This is a genomic window from Kribbella lupini (assembly GCF_039529595.1).
GTDB lineage: Bacteria > Actinomycetota > Actinomycetes > Propionibacteriales > Kribbellaceae > Kribbella > Kribbella lupini.
This window is the reverse complement of the sequence record NZ_BAAANC010000001.1, coordinates 2,703,017-2,717,627: the sequence shown is the minus strand read 5'-3', so window position 1 is coordinate 2,717,627 and position 14,611 is coordinate 2,703,017. Positions and strand designations below refer to the sequence as shown.

General features: G+C 71.0%; 13 protein-coding genes. 9 read left to right on the top strand and 4 right to left on the bottom strand.

Annotated features, from left to right (window positions below; genetic code table 11):
- The 3 genes from ABD235_RS12505 (at position 1) to ABD235_RS12495 (ending at position 2,740) form a co-directional block, all read left to right on the top strand.
- Positions 1-339, top strand: a complete 339-nt coding sequence (locus ABD235_RS12505) for a winged helix-turn-helix transcriptional regulator (protein ID WP_344173347.1) — start codon at positions 1-3, stop codon at positions 337-339.
- A gap of 203 nt (positions 340-542) precedes the next feature.
- Complete coding sequence (metK, locus tag ABD235_RS12500) at positions 543-1,736, top strand: methionine adenosyltransferase (protein ID WP_344173345.1); 1,194 nt, start codon at positions 543-545, stop codon at positions 1,734-1,736.
- 77 nt (positions 1,737-1,813) lie between these two features.
- Entirely contained in the window at positions 1,814-2,740 is a 927-nt protein-coding gene (locus tag ABD235_RS12495; RefSeq protein WP_344173343.1) for an RNA polymerase subunit sigma-70, read from the top strand.
- Here ABD235_RS12495 and ABD235_RS12490 read toward each other — a convergent pair.
- Complete coding sequence (locus tag ABD235_RS12490; RefSeq protein WP_344173341.1) at positions 2,723-3,289, bottom strand: dihydrofolate reductase family protein; 567 nt, start codon at positions 3,287-3,289, stop codon at positions 2,723-2,725. The two genes, ABD235_RS12495 and ABD235_RS12490, sit on opposite strands and share 18 nt — an antisense overlap.
- A 138-nt stretch (positions 3,290-3,427) precedes the next feature.
- Here ABD235_RS12490 and ABD235_RS12485 point away from each other — a divergent pair, with 138 nt between their 5' ends.
- Positions 3,428-5,461: a primosomal protein N' gene (locus tag ABD235_RS12485; RefSeq protein WP_344173338.1), complete on the top strand. Its 2,034-nt coding sequence runs from the start codon at positions 3,428-3,430 to the stop codon at positions 5,459-5,461.
- A 233-nt stretch (positions 5,462-5,694) separates the two neighbouring features.
- Here ABD235_RS12485 and ABD235_RS12480 read toward each other — a convergent pair whose 3' ends face one another.
- Positions 5,695-6,750, bottom strand: coding sequence for an ArsR/SmtB family transcription factor (locus ABD235_RS12480; protein WP_344173336.1), 1,056 nt, complete (start codon positions 6,748-6,750; stop codon positions 5,695-5,697).
- A 93-nt stretch (positions 6,751-6,843) separates the two neighbouring features.
- On the opposite strand from ABD235_RS12480, the gene ABD235_RS12475 reads away from it, so the two are divergent.
- Both ABD235_RS12475 and ABD235_RS12470 read left to right on the top strand, forming a co-directional pair.
- Complete coding sequence (locus tag ABD235_RS12475; RefSeq protein WP_344173334.1) at positions 6,844-8,073, top strand: MDR family MFS transporter; 1,230 nt, start codon at positions 6,844-6,846, stop codon at positions 8,071-8,073.
- A gap of 24 nt (positions 8,074-8,097) precedes the next feature.
- Complete coding sequence (locus ABD235_RS12470; protein ID WP_344173332.1) at positions 8,098-8,721, top strand: HAD family hydrolase; 624 nt, start codon at positions 8,098-8,100, stop codon at positions 8,719-8,721.
- Here ABD235_RS12470 and ABD235_RS12465 read toward each other — a convergent pair.
- Both ABD235_RS12465 and ABD235_RS12460 read right to left on the bottom strand, forming a co-directional pair.
- The gene (locus ABD235_RS12465; RefSeq protein WP_344173330.1) at positions 8,718-9,896 is read right to left on the bottom strand and encodes a hypothetical protein; all 1,179 of its coding nucleotides are present in this window, start codon (positions 9,894-9,896) and stop codon (positions 8,718-8,720) included. The genes ABD235_RS12470 and ABD235_RS12465 overlap by 4 nt on opposite strands.
- A gap of 8 nt (positions 9,897-9,904) precedes the next feature.
- Complete coding sequence (locus ABD235_RS12460; protein WP_344173328.1) at positions 9,905-11,323, bottom strand: C39 family peptidase; 1,419 nt, start codon at positions 11,321-11,323, stop codon at positions 9,905-9,907.
- 336 nt (positions 11,324-11,659) lie between these two features.
- On the opposite strand from ABD235_RS12460, the gene def reads away from it, so the two are divergent.
- The 3 genes from def to ABD235_RS12445 are packed head-to-tail and all read left to right on the top strand — an operon-like array spanning position 11,660 to position 14,600.
- The gene (gene def, locus ABD235_RS12455) at positions 11,660-12,208 is read left to right on the top strand and encodes a peptide deformylase (RefSeq protein ID WP_344173326.1); all 549 of its coding nucleotides are present in this window, start codon (positions 11,660-11,662) and stop codon (positions 12,206-12,208) included.
- A complete protein-coding gene (gene fmt, locus ABD235_RS12450) occupies positions 12,205-13,134 on the top strand; it encodes a methionyl-tRNA formyltransferase (RefSeq protein ID WP_344173324.1) in 930 nt (309 codons plus the stop codon). The genes def and fmt overlap by 4 nt, the downstream gene beginning before the upstream one ends.
- Positions 13,131-14,600 carry an RsmB/NOP family class I SAM-dependent RNA methyltransferase gene (locus ABD235_RS12445; RefSeq protein ID WP_344173322.1) on the top strand — a complete coding sequence of 490 codons (1,470 nt, stop codon included), beginning with the start codon at positions 13,131-13,133 and terminating at the stop codon, positions 14,598-14,600. Before fmt ends, ABD235_RS12445 begins: the two co-directional genes overlap by 4 nt.
- Positions 14,601-14,611 lie beyond the last annotated feature (11 nt).

Below are 14,611 nucleotides of genomic sequence, written 5' to 3'. Positions count from 1 at the left end.
ATGGCCGCTGGTACGCCGGTTCCAGGGCGACCGGTTCGCGGTTCGCAGAGCGGCCGGCCGATCATGGCTGCGTTCGACCTGCTCGGGCGACGCTGGGCGTTGCGCGTGCTCTGGGAGTTGCGGGACGGTCCGGTCGGGTTCCGCGCCCTGCAGGAACGGTGCGACGACGTCTCGCCGACGGTGCTGAGCGCACGACTGGCCGAGCTGAGGGAAGCCGGACTGCTCTGGCAGGACGAGTCGAAGGCCCACCAGCTAACCGCGACCGGCCGCGATCTGTCCCGTTCACTCAAGCCGTTGCTGGCCTGGTCCGAGCGCTGGGCGGCCGAGACGCCTCGGTGAAACGTTCGCTCCGGCACGCTCACGCAGGCGGGCCTGCCCGCGATGTGAGATGCGTGTCCCACAAAGTGGGCGAAACCGGCGTCCGGCTCCTCCCCGGGCCCGAACTGCTGGCATACTGCCGAGAAGCATCGCCGGAGGCGGTGCGTGTGGGGGCGGGGCCCAGGCCTCGTCGTGTGGACACCAAGCAACCCTGAGGGAGAACCGTGGCACGGCGCCTTTTCACGTCCGAGTCGGTGACGGAAGGTCACCCGGACAAGATCGCTGACCAGATCAGCGACTCCATCCTCGACGCCCTTCTGGCCGAGGACCCGAAGAGCCGCGTCGCGGTGGAGACCCTGATCACGACCGGCCTCGTCGTCGTGGCCGGCGAGGTCACCACGTCGGCGTACGTGGACATCCCGGGCATCGTCCGGAACCGGATCCTCGAGATCGGCTACGACTCGTCGCTGAAGGGCTTCGACGGCGCGTCCTGCGGCGTGCAGGTCGCGATCGGCAGCCAGTCGCCCGACATCGCGCAGGGCGTCAACACGGCGTACGAGACCCGCGCGGACTCCTCGCAGGACGCGCTCGACCTGCAGGGCGCCGGCGACCAGGGCCTGATGTTCGGCTACGCGTCGAACGAGACGCCCGAGCTGATGCCACTGCCGATCACCATCGCGCACCGGCTGTCCGAGCGGCTGTCCGAGGTCCGCAAGGACGGCACGATGGCCTACCTGCGTCCCGACGGCAAGACCCAGGTCACGGTCGAGTACGACGGTGACAAGGCGGTCCGGATCGACACCGTCGTGGTCTCCAGCCAGCACGCGGCCGACATCAGCCTCGACGAGATGCTGACCCCGGACGTGAAGAAGCACGTCGTCGACCCGATCCTCGAGCAGTTCGAGATCGACTCGTCGGACTACAAGCTGCTGGTCAACCCGACCGGCCGCTTCGAGATCGGCGGCCCGATGGGCGACGCCGGCCTGACCGGCCGCAAGATCATCATCGACACCTACGGCGGCATGGCCCGTCACGGTGGCGGCGCGTTCTCCGGCAAGGACCCGTCGAAGGTCGACCGCTCCGCGGCGTACGCGATGCGCTGGGTCGCCAAGCACATCGTCGCCGCCGGCCTGGCCGCGCGCGCCGAGTGCCAGGTCGCGTACGCGATCGGCAAGGCCGCCCCGGTCGGCTTCTACGTCGACACCTTCGGCACCGAGACCGTGCCGGTCGACAAGATCACCGACGCCGTCCTCGAGGTCTTCGACCTGCGCCCGGCCGCGATCATCCGCGACCTGGACCTGCTCCGCCCGATCTACACCCAGACCGCCGCCAACGGCCACTTCGGCCGCAGCGGCGACGACTTCACCTGGGAGAAGCTCGACCGCGTCGACGCCCTCAAGGCCGCCGCCGCGAAGTAGCAGTACGCCGTACGAACGCCCGCACCCCTGACCGGGGGTGCGGGCGTTCGTCGTCCCGGCTGGGGCACACTGCCGGGGTGACGTTCGAGGTGAGGACCGCGCCGTACCGGCACGAACTGCTGCAGCACTGCTACCGGATGGCCGGTTCGGTGCACGACGCCGAAGACCTCCTGCAGGAGACGCTGGTGCGGGCCTGGCGGGCGTTCGACCGGTACGACGAGAGCCGCGCGTCGCTGCGGACCTGGCTGTACCGGATCGCCACCACCACCTGCCTGACCGAGCTGGAAGGCCGCGGTCGCCGGCCGTTGCCGTCCGGGCTGGTCGCGGAAGGCGACCCGTCCGGCCCGCTGATTCGGGCCGACGAGGTCCTGTGGTTGCAGCCTTTCCCCGCCGACCCGGCTGCGGTGGTCGGGCAGCGCGGCAGCCTGCGGCTCGCGCTGATCGCCGCGCTGCAGTTCCTGCCGGCCAGGCAGCGGGCGGCGCTGATCCTGAAGGACGTGCTGGACTGGTCGTCGGCCGAGATCGCGGCCGCGCTGGAGCTCAGCCCGGCCGCGGTCAACAGCGCACTGCAGCGCGCCCGGGCGAAGCTGGCCGAGGTCGGGCTCGCGGAGGACGACGTGCTCGAGCCGGACGATCCGCGCTGCCGGGAGACGGTGGCGAAGTTCGTCGCCGCGTTCGAGAAGGCCGACGCCGCGGCGTTCGCCGAGTTGCTGACGGCGGACGTCGTACTGGAGATGCCGCCGTTCGCCAACTGGTTCTCCGGGCGTGAGAACCACCTGCGGTTCGTGGCCGGGGTGTTCGAGCGCCGGGGCAGCGACTGGCGCGTGGTCCCGATCTGCGCCAACGGGCAGCCGGGGGCCGCGGTCTACCGCGGCGACGGTGCCGGCGCGTACCAGCTGCACACGCTGCACGCCTTCACCGTCACCACGGCCGGGATCAGCCACAACCGGGTCTTCCAGGACGACCAGGTGTTCGCGGCGTTCGGCTTAGCCCGCAGCCTCTGACCGCCGGTACGTCGAAAGCACGGCAGGCCCGACCTGATCCACCGAAGTCAGGCCGAACTCGACCGTGGGCCCGTCGGCGGGGAACAGGCGCTCGCCGGAGCCGACGACCGTCGGGAAGACCATCAGCCGGTACTCGTCGACGAGGTCCGCCGCCTGCAACGCCCGGACGACGCTCAGGCTTCCGACCACCACGACGTCGCGGCGCTCTGCCTCGACCAGCTCGGCGACCGTTCGGTCGGCCAGACGTGAGTTCGCCCAGCCGGACACGTCGGTGAGCGTGGTCGACAGGACGACCTTGTCCATCTGGGTCATCGCGACGGAGAAGTCGTCGGAACGCCGGGACAGCAGGCCGCCGAGCAGCTCCCAAGTGGTCCGCCCGTACAACATGACTCCGTTCCGCAGGATCTGCCCGAGCCGGAACTTGTCGCCGGAGACCGGCGCCGGCCCGTGCCGGAACGCCCAGCCCCCGCCCGGCGTACCGGCCGAACCGTCGGGGTCGGTGACGATGCCGTCGAGGCTGACGAACTGGTTGACGATGACGTGGCCCATGGCGTGCTCCCTGAGGTGTGAACGAACGGTCACCGGTACCTACTGGCGACGGAGCGCCGATTCATCGGTCGGTCACGAACTTTCGTGTTGTCCACAGGCCTCCGGCGGGTTGTCGGGGGATCGGACTAGAGTTCCCGAGTGGCACCGAACGGGGAATCTCCTGAGCAGCTGACGCTGCTGCGTGAGACCGTCCGGCGCTCGCGCACGAAGGCGCCGGCCGACATCACCTCGACCCTGCCGGTCGCCCGGGTCGCGGTCGACGTGTCGCTGCCGCACCTGGATCGCCCGTTCGACTACCTCGTTCCCGACGACCTCGCCGCGGCGGCGCAGCCGGGGGCGCGGGTGAAGGTGCGGTTCGCGGGGAAGGACCTCGACGGGTTCGTGCTCGAGCGGCTCGAAACCTCGGAGCACGACGGCAAGCTCGCGCGCCTGCGCAAGGTGGTGTCGCCCGAGCAGGTCCTCACCCCCGAGGTCGCGGACCTCTGCCGCGCGGTCGCCGACCGGTACGCCGGTGTCCTCGCCGACGTCACGCGCCTCGCCGTGCCGCCGCGACTGGCGAAGGTGGAGGCCGAAGTACTCCGCTGCAACCAGCCGACGCGTCCGGTCGAGTCCACCTCGATCTCCGAGTGGGCGCCGTACCCGCACGCCGAAGGCTTCCTCGACGCCGTACGCCGTACCGAGGCTCCGCGCGCGATCTGGACCGCCGTGCCCGGCGCCGACTGGGCGCTCGCCTTCGCCCAGGCCGCCGCGGTCTGCGCGTCGACCGGCCGCGGCGCGCTCCTGCTCGCCCCCGACGCGCGCGACCTGGAACGCCTGGCCAAGGCCTGTACGACGGTGCTCGGCGCCGACGGCTTCGTCACGCTCTCGGCCGACCTCGGCCCGACCGCGCGCTACCGCGCCTTCATCTCCGCGCTCCGCGGCTGCACGCGCGTCGTGATCGGCACCCGCGCCGCCGCGTTCGCGCCGGTCACCGACCTCGGCCTCGTCGCGTTGTGGGACGACGGCGACGACTCGTACGCCGAGCCCCGCGCGCCGTACCCGCACGCCCGCGAGGTCCTGCTGCTGCGGGCCTACCGGCAGCAGTGCGCCGCGCTGCTCGGCGGATTCGCGCGCTCCGCCGAGACCGCCGCGCTGCTCGAGACCGGCTGGGCGAACGAGCTGATCGCCGACCGCGCGGTGACTCGCGCCGCCGCGCCCGCGGTCCACATCGCAGGGGAGTCGGACCGCGACCTCGCCCGGGATCCTGGCGCTCGCGCCGCGCGCTTGCCGCATCAGGCGTTCGAGGTCGCGCGCGAAGGGCTCAAGACTGGGCCCGTCCTCGTGCAGGTGCCGCGCGCCGGGTATCTGCCGAGCTTGGTGTGCCAGACCTGCCGGACGCCGTCGCGCTGTACGACGTGCGGCGGCTCGCTTCGGCGCACGGGCTCGTCCGGGCCGGCGAGTTGCACCGTCTGCGGCCGGCCGGCGACCGACCACCGGTGTCCCGAGTGCGGCGACACGAGGATGCGCGCGGCCGTCGTCGGCGCACGGCGTACGGCGGAAGAGTTGGGCCGGGCGTTCCCGGGAGTCGTCGTCCGGACGTCGGGCGGCGACCACATGCTTGACGAGATCCCGGACGAACCCGCCCTGATCGTCACGACCCCAGGCGCCGAACCGATCGCGGAGAACGGGTACGCCGCCGCGCTTCTCCTCGACACCTGGTTGCTGCTCGCCCGGCCCGACCTGCGCGCGCCGGAGGAAGCCGTTCGTCGCTGGTTCAACGCGGCCGCGATGGTCCGTCCGGCACGCGAGGGCGGCAAGGTGATCATGGTCGGCGAACCGTCGGCGATGCCGCTGCAGGCCGTCGTCCGCTGGAGCCCCGAGGGCTACGCGACCCGCGAGCTCGAGGACCGCCGCACCGCCCGACTGGCCCCCGCCGCCAAGCTCGCCGAACTCGTCGGCTCGTCCGACGCGGTCGCCGACATGGTCGCCCGCGTCCGCGAGCTCGTCGATCCGACAGCCGGGCTGGAGGTCCTCGGGCCGGTCGACGTCGACGACGAGACCGTCCGCGCCGTCGTCCGTACGCCGCGCGGCTACGCCTTGGCCCGCGTCCTCAAGGAAGCCCTGGCCGCGCGGGGAGCGAAGAAGCTCCCCGGCCCGCTCCGCGTCCAGGTCGACCCCGCGACGTTCGGCTGAGCGCTCGTCGGCAACAACCCACGCGCGCTCGCCGGCAACGGCCCACCGCGCGACCTCGCCGGCAGCGGCGCACCGCGTGACCTCGCCGGCGACAGCCCGCCGCATAACCGTCGTCGGCCACCACTGACTAACCCTCTCCTCAGTATCCCGGCCCCTGCGCCCGACGGCTCGCGGCGCCGCTCGGGCGAGGGGTTGATCAGTGGTCGCCGTCGACGGGCCCCAGAAGGTCGCCGTCAGGCGGATTCCGAGAGCTCACCCGCGCCCGAGGCCGCCAGCAGGTGATTGCCCAACGCGGTCCGGAAGTAGAGCACCGTCCGACCGTCCCGGCGCGAGTCGACGACGCCAGCGTTCCGCAGGATGCCGAGGTGGACGCTCAGCGTCGGCGCCGAGACGTCCAGGGCGTGCGCGAGATGCGTCGTCGACATCGGCAGATCCAGATGGCTCACGATCGCGGCACGCGTCCGCCCGACCAACTCGGCGAGCGGTGAACCGGCCGTCTCCTGCTGGCTCTCCCACAAGCGCCCGAGCCCGCGCGGGGGATAGGTGATCGTCGGTACGTGCGGCGCACCCGTCACCGGCAGCGCCGCCGGCCAGGTGAACACGCACGGCACCAGCAGCACGCCCTGCCCGGCCGTCGGCACACCGTCGGGACAGACGAACGGCCGGTCGATCTCGATCCGGTCGCCGCGGAGCCGCACGGACGGATGCAGGTTGCGGAACAGCCGATCCAGCCCGCCCGCGGCCAGTTCGTCGAGCCGGAACGCGAGGTCCTCCTGCAGCAACGCCCGCATCCGCCGCCAGTCCGGCTCGACCGCGCGCTGCCAGTACGTGCGCAACGCCCCGGTGATCCGAGAGAGCGCTTCCCCGGGATCAGCGATCAGGCCGGGCAGCAGTGGGTTCGGGTTTCCCTGGTGCACCCGGCTCAGCTCGTCGACCACCAGCTCGTACGGCGTCGCCTCGATCGCCGCCAGCCCGGCGTCGAACCCGGTCGACCGCCGCGGCGGCGCCGGCGTCATGAAGTCGGCGATGTAGCCGATGCGCGGAACGAGAGCTTGCAGCAACCGCACAGCATCCGCCAGCTCGTCGCGGGCCTCGAGGCTCCGCCCGTTCGCACCGGAGCTCCGGTCGGCCTCGCCCAGCAGCGGCCGCACCTTGCGCAGCCACGGTCCGTGCACGCTGCCGGTCGAGTTGTTGCTCAGGGCGCGCACACTCGTGACCGTCTCCCACACCGGCGAGAACGCGAATCTGATTCGGCTGACATCGCCGGTGTTGAGCCTGATGCTGATCACGTGGACGACTCTAACGACGGCCGTCCTGCGACGCGAGGATTAGTGCAGAAACTAATGTTCGACAGCGCCGCCAATGGCCGGGAGGCTGGTTCCATGACTGTGATCGGCTCTCCGAGGGAGCGCTCTCCGCTGCCCAGCGCGTTCTGGGCGCTCTGGGTCTGCCAGCTGGTCAACCGCCTCGGCAGCTTCGTCCAACCGTTCCTCGTCCTGTACCTGACCCAGGAACGGCACCTGTCCGCCGGTACGGCGGGCGCCGTTGCCGCGGCCGTCGGCGCCGGCTCGGTGGTCTCGCAGCTCGTGGGCGGCTGGCTGTCCGACCGGATCGGCCGCCGCCGGACCATGCTGATCGGGTTCCTCGGCACCGCGGCCGCGCTGATCCTGCTCGGCTCGGCCCGGTCGCTGGAGACGATCGCCGTCGCCGCGTTCGTGGTCGGCCTGATGGGCGACCTGTTCCGCCCGGCGGTCCAGGCGACGGTTGCCGACCTGCTCCAGCCGCGAGAGCGCGTTCGCGCGTACGGGCTGCTGTTCTGGGCGATCAACCTCGGCTTCTCGGTCTCCACGGTCAGCGCCGGCGTCCTGGCGAGCATCGGCTACAACCTGCTGTTCTGGATCAACGCCAGTACGTCGGTCGTCGCCGCTGTGGTGATCTGGCGGATGGTCCCCGAGACCCGGCCGGTGCTCGACGAGGGCGCGTCGCGTCGCGCGCTGCTGCCCGTCGTACTGCGGGACACGACGTTCCTGCTGATGATCCTGCTCCAGATTGGCTACGCCACGATCTACTTCCAGGGCTACTCCACGCTGCCGCTCGCGATGGCCGCCGACGGGCTGCCGAGCTCGACGTACGGGTTGGTGATCGCGCTGAACGGCGTCGTGATCGTCGTCGTCCAGCCGTTCGTGAACCGGCGCCTCGCCGCGCTCGACCGCCCGAAGCTGCTGGCCGGCTCGATGCTGGTCGTCGGGCTCGGCTTCGGAGTGGGCGCGGCCGTCGACAGCTGGTGGGGCTACGGGCTGTCGGTCGTCGTCTGGACCGTCGGCGAGATCGGCTTTGCCGCCGTGATCGGCGCGGTCTTCGCGGATCTCGCACCGGTCGACCTGCGCGGTGGCTACATGGGACTGGCGGGCAGCATGTCGTTCGGCCTCGGCAGCGTCATCGGTCCGCTTCTCGGCACCAACACCCTCGAACACGCCGGCGCGACCACGGTCTGGCTCGGCTGCGCCGCCCTCGGCGTCGTCCTGTTCGTCGGTCAGCTGGCGTTGGCTCCGGCCCTCCACGCCCGAGCCGCCGCCAACGCCGCGGCCCAGGACGCCGTACCGACGCCCTGACCACGGTCGTTTAGGGTTGCGGGCATGACGGAGCGGACGATCGACGTGGTGGTGTTCGACATCGGTGGGGTCCTGCTGGACTGGAACCCGAACTACCTGTACGCCGACCTGATCCCCGACGAGGCGCAGCGTCAGCACTTCCTGACCAACATCACGACGCCCGACTGGAACATGCGGCAGGACGCCGGCCGCCCGTGGGCCGAGGCCGTCGAGGAGCTCACCGCGCTGCACCCCGAGCACGCCGAGTGGATCGCGGCGTACGACACCGGCTGGCTGAAGATGGTCAAGGGCCTGCTGACCGACACGGTCGACATCCTCACCGAGCTGCAGGCCCTCGGCGTACCGACGTACGCGCTGACCAACTTCTCCGGTGAGAAGTGGGCCGTCGCGAAGCAGACGTTCCCGATCCTCGACAGCTTCACCGGCGAGATCGTCTCCGGCCACGAGCAGGTCGTGAAGCCCGACGAGAAGATCTACCGCCTCCTCGTCGACCGCTTCACCCTCGACCCGTCCCGCACGTTCTTCACCGACGACGTCCAACGCAACGTCGACGGAGCCCGAGCCGCCGGCCTCGACGCCGAACTGTTCACCTCAGCCGCCACCCTCCGCACCCAACTCCGCGACCGAGGAATCTCGCTCAAGGCCTAGGTAGTGCCGGTGGCAAGTGCCTCCGTGTACTTCGTGCTGCCGCCCAGGTGGGCTGCTTCGACGATGAGGGTGTTGTCCTGGCAGGTCGGTGCGGTGATGGCCGTGTCCGGGGGAGTGGTGTAGATGACCTGCGGGCGAGCCAGGCCAGGCTGCCAGCGCTGGAGTTGGTAGGACTCGGCGCCGTCGGTCATCCTGCGGACTTCCCAGTGGATCCAGTTGCCGCAGGCGACGATCGTGTCGGTGACGATCGAACCGAGCGACCGAGCGGCACCGCCAGGAGCCTCTCGGACGTAGGCGCGACTCTGGTACTGATCAGGGTCGTCCGCACCGATCTCCGACCAGACCGTCGCCCCACGCAAGGTTGCCCCGCTCCACTGGATGCAGTTGCGGCTGGCAACGACCGGTTGCGCGGCCCCGCCCGTGAGCGGTGCCGTGAACAACCGCTTGCAACGCTGCGGGCTCTGCGGCGCGGTGATCGCGCTGTAGGTGACCGCGTCCGCCGACACGATCGGATCCGCGATGTAGCCCGGGTCCGCCACGCACGTCACCGTCCGCGACACCAGCGTGTCCAGTGAGGCGACGACCAGGCACGACCGCTTCCGGGCATCCGTGCTGGTGTACGCGAACGTCCCGTCGTACGCGCCGATCTCGGGCTCGGAGATCCGGGGGAGCGCTTTCTGCGTCGCCAGATCAGTCTTCGCGCCGGTGGTGAGGTCGTAGCGGTACGCGCGGATCTGCGGGTCCGGTCCGTCGGAGCGGATGTCCTCGATCAGCGCCCAGCGGTCGTCGATCACCACCGGCGACTGCGCGACGAACCCGGCCGGCGGAGCGTGCCGTACGACGACCTTCCGGCTCGCTCGATCGGTGATGGTCGTCGTACCGGCCTCGTCGCTGCCGCGGGTGACCAGGTACTTCCGTTGCTGCGTGACGATGTGCTGGCCGTCGACCGGCTGGCGCAGGATCTTCGTCCAGGTCGGCTTGCCCGACGGCGTTCCCGGACTCGACGTCGGGGTGCTCGCGGGCGGTTGGCTCGGCGTACCGGCCGGCCTCGACGGCGTGCTGCTCGACGTACTGGGGGAGGGAGCGCTCTCCGGCGATCCCGAGCACCCGGCCGCCAGCAGGGCGACCGCGGTGACCGGGACCAGGAGGTGGCGCCGACGGTGAGCAGAGTTCACGGTGCGACCTACAGACCGATGTTCTTGAACGAGTTCGCCAGCGTCGCGTTGAACATCGCCGTGGCCGGGATGTTGCGCGGGCCGTCGGTGACGTTGCCGCGGCTGTTGAAGCGGCGCTCGTTGAACACCTCGAAGATGCCGATCGTCTTGGCCTTGGTGTCGTAGCCGCGGCCGACCTGGTAGTGCCCGCTGTGGTTGAAGGCGAGGTACGGGAAGTACCGCTTCAGCAGCTGCACGTGCTCGATCACCGGCGCCGGGGCGCCGTCGCCGAGGTGGTTCTGGTGCACCTGGAGGAACTTGGCCGGCGTCCAGTGGCTCACGTTCTGCACGATGTAGGTGCCGGCGGCAAGGTCCCAGTTGGTCTTCAGGTTGGTCTGCTTGACCATCGAGGTGATCGCCGTACCGGACGTCGTCGCGCCGAGGTCCTTGGCCCAGGACGCCTGGGTGTCCTTCTGCTTGTCGTCGGCCCAGTCGATCGACTGGAAGGTCGCCGGACCGCACCAGTACCCCTTGTCCTGCGAGGTCTGGAAGCCCTTCATGATGTAGTTCGCGACCGGCTTCGGCTTCGTCACGGTCGGCGGCTTCAACGGCGGCGGCGTCGGCTTGGTCGACGGATCACCAGGCTTCGGTACGACGGTCTGCCCGCCGCTCGGCTCACCGGCCGCCGGTACGCCGGTCCGCCCGGCGTCCGACCCCGGCACGGTCGTCGTACCGGATCCCGGCGCGGGCGTCGAGCTCGGCGGCGGATTGCCGTCGGCGTCGAGCTCCCGCAGCGCCCGAGCCTTGTCCCGCCCGTCCCACGCTGCCTGCATCTCCTCGAGCTCGGCGTTGGTCCGCTCGCCCTTGGTCATCTCGGCCCGCTCGGCCACGAACGCCGCCGGGCTCAACGCCCCGGTCGCGATGTCCTGCTCGGCCGACACCCCGGCCCGCAGGTCGTCGCGCGCGACGTCCGGCTCGGCGACCGTCGAGCTGATCTCGGCGCCGGTCGGGATCTTGTCCACGAACCCGAGCCCGAGGCAGTAGTTCTCGGTCTCCAGCTTGAAGCAGCGCATCACCTGCTTGGACTGCTCCGCGGTGGTGGCCCGCAGTGTCAGATGGGTCGGCGAGGTCGCCGCCACCTGACCCGCCAGCTCGCTCCAGCTCCGCGCGGCCGGCAGTTCGGCGACGGGCTCGTCGTCGGCAGGCGTCGGTACGGCGGTCGGCGGGACCGACGGCTCGGCCGGAGTCGAGTCATCGGACGGCTCGACCCGGTCCGAGACCTCGCTCGACGGCGCGGCCGTCGGCTCCGCCCCCAACGGCCCGGTTGTCGGCGCCGCCCCCACGGCACCGTCCCTGGGTACGAACTCGTAGGCCCGGGCGAGCGGTGCCTGCGAGAGCAGGACCCCCAGGGTGATCAGTGCGGCAGCCCCCCGTGTCGCTGTGCGCATTGTTAACTCCCGTTGGGCGTGTGGCTTGTGTGACTGTAGGTACGCCTGAGGCCACACTACGTGCTCGAAGCAACAACCGGGAGTGAGGTCCCCGAATTACAAAGGTGCAATCTGCCCGCCGTACCGCCCCCACGTAGGGGGTGTCTGTCTGCTCCCCGCCTACTGCGCGGCACTCGGCACGGCATCTCGCTGCACGGGAGCCAAGCTCACGATGCTTCGCATCGCCACGCTCGTCTCCCGCACACCGAGCTACCGCGCCGAGCACCTGCTCGCTACGGCGGGGAACAGACAGACACCCCCTAGACTTGGCTGGTCCTGCGCTGCGAAGGAGTCTGTGTGTCGGTCCAACCCATCCGCCTGTTCGGCGACCCCGTTCTGCTGACCAAGGCGGACCCGGTCGTCGACTTCGACGCCGAGCTGCGCCGCCTGGTCGCCGACCTGACCGACACGATGCAGGCCGCGCCGGGTTCCGGCCTGGCCGCGCCGCAGATCGGGGTCGGCCTGCGCGTCTTCACGTACAACGTCGACGGCGAGATCGGGCACCTGGTCAACCCGGAGCTCACGCTCGGCGCCGAGGAGCAGTTCGGCCCGGAGGGCTGCCTGTCGATCCCCGGCCTGACCTTCGACTGCCGCCGCGCCCAGCACGTGATCGCCCGCGGCTTCAACATGTACGGCGACCCGGTGCTGATCGAGGGCGACGACCTGCTCTCGCGCTGCATCCAGCACGAGACCGACCACCTGGACGGCGTCCTGTTCGTCGACCGGCTCGACCGCGAGACCCGCAAGGCCGCGATGAAGGCGATCCGCGAAGCGGAGTGGTCGGGGCTGTCCGGCCCGCCGCAGATCAAGGTGTCACCGCACTCGATGAACGGATTCGGCCTGTGAGACTCGTCTTCGCCGGCACCCCCGAGGTGTCCGTCACCGCGCTCGAGGCGATCGTTGCCAGCGGCCATGAACTCGTTGCCGTCGTCACTCGTCCCGACGCTCCCGCGGGCCGCGGCCGCAAACTCGTGGCCTCCCCGGTCGCCCAGTACGCCGAGCAGCTCGGCGGCGTCGAGATCCTCAAGCCGGTCAAGCCCAGCGACCCGGACTTCCTGGCCCGGCTGAAGGAGATCGACCCCGACTGCTGCCCGGTCGTCGCGTACGGCGGACTGTTGCCGCAGGCAGCGCTCGACATCCCGCGGCACGGCTGGATCAACCTGCACTTCTCGGTGCTGCCCGCCTGGCGCGGCGCCGCGCCCGTGCAGCACTCGATCATCTCCGGCGACGACGTCACCGGAGCGAGCACGTTCCGGATCGTCAAGGCGCTCGACGCCGGTCCCGTGTACGGCGTACTGACCGAGCCGATCGGGCCCAAGGACACCGCGGGTGACCTGCTCACTCGGCTGTCGGTGTCCGGCGCGAAGCTCCTCGTCGACACGCTCGACGGCATCGAGGCCGGCGTACTGCAGGCGGTCGAGCAGCCGGCCGACGGCGTCACGATCGCGCCGAAGCTGACCGTCGAGGACGCCGAGATCAACCTGAAGCACCCGGCCCAGCAGATCGATCGGCTGGTCCGCGGCTGCAACCCGGCGCCGGGTGCGTGGACGACGTTCCGTGGCGAGCGGCTCAAGGTGCTGGCCACCGCACCGACCGACGACGAACTGGCGCCCGGCGTACTGGAAGCAACGAAGTCCTCGGTCAAGGTCGGCACGGGCAGCAAGGCGATCGAGCTGGTCACCGTCCAGCCGCAGGGCAAGAAGCCGATGGCCGGGGCCGACTGGGCCCGCGGCGTACGGATCACCGCAGACGATCAGTTGGGTTCCGAGTGAGCGACCGCAGTCCCCGTAACCGCGCCCCGCAAAGGCGTCCCGACAAGGTCCGGCAGGTCGCGTACCGGGTGATCCGGCAGGTGAACGGCGAGGACGGCTACGCCAACCTCGCCCTCAACAAGGCGCTCCGCGACCAGCGCCTCGGCGGTCGCGACGCCGCGTTCTGCACCGAGCTCGTGCACGGCACGCTGCGCTGGCAGGGCACGTACGACGCGTTCCTGGCCCGGAGCGTCTCGCGTCCGTTGGCCGACCTCGACCCCGAGCTGCTCGACCTGCTCCGGCTCGGTGCCCACCAACTGCTGCGGATGCGCGTCGACTCGTACGCCGCGGTGAACGAGATGGTCACGCTGACCCGCGCGGAGGTCGGCCAGAGCCGCAGCGGTCTGGTCAACGCGGTACTGCGGAAGATCAGCCAGCGGAATCTCGACCAGTGGATCGCCACGGTCGCGCCGAAGCCCGACGAGGACCGCCTCGGCTACCTGGCGATCGCCAAGGCCCACCCCCGCTGGGTCATCGAAGCCTTCGCCGACGCGCTGGGTGCGCGCGACTCCGCCGCAGGCACGCCCGCCCCCGAACGCGCCGCTCCGGACCTCGACCCGGGCGCTCCCGATCACCTCACCGACTCGATCGAGCGCGAGGTCGAGGACCTGCTCGACGCCGACAACGAACCCCCGAAGGTCACGCTCGTCGCGCGGCCCGGGCTGTCCGACATCGACGAGCTGATCGAGGCCGGCGCGAGCCGCGCCCGCTGGTCGCCGTACGCCGCCGTCCTGCAGGGCGGCGGCGATCCCGGGCGGATCCAGGCCGTCGCGACCGGTCGTGCCGGCGTCCAGGACGAGGGCTCGCAGCTCGTCGCGACCGCGCTGGCGACGGCTCCGCTCGACGGCAAGGACGCGCGGTGGCTCGACCTGTGCGCAGGCCCCGGCGGCAAGTCCGCGCTGCTGGCGGCGATCGCGAACCAGGGCGAGGCAGTGCTGACCGCGGTCGAGCCGCTGAAGCACCGCGCCGAGCTGGTCCGGTCGAACCTGCGCGCGATCCCGGGCGAGCACCAGGTGCTCGTCGGCGACGGCACCAAGCCGACCTGGCCGTCCGGTTGGTACGACCGGGTCCTCGCCGACGTCCCGTGCACCGGCCTCGGCGCGCTGCGTCGTCGGCCGGAGGCGCGCTGGCGCCGTACGCCGGAAGACGTCGCCGAGCTGCGCCCACTGCAGGAGGCGCTGCTCGCGTCCGCGATCACGTCGGTGCGGCCGGGCGGGGTCGTCGCGTACGTCACGTGCTCGCCGCATCCGGGGGAGACCCGCGAGGTGGTCGACGCCGTGCTGGCGAGCCGGCCGGACGCCGTACTGGAGGATGCGCGAGCGCTGTTCCCCGGCGTACCGTCGCTCGGAGACGGCCCGGACGTGCAGCTGTGGCCGCACCTGCACGGAACGGACGCGATGTACCTGGCGCTGATCCGCCGGTCCTGAACGGTGGACCG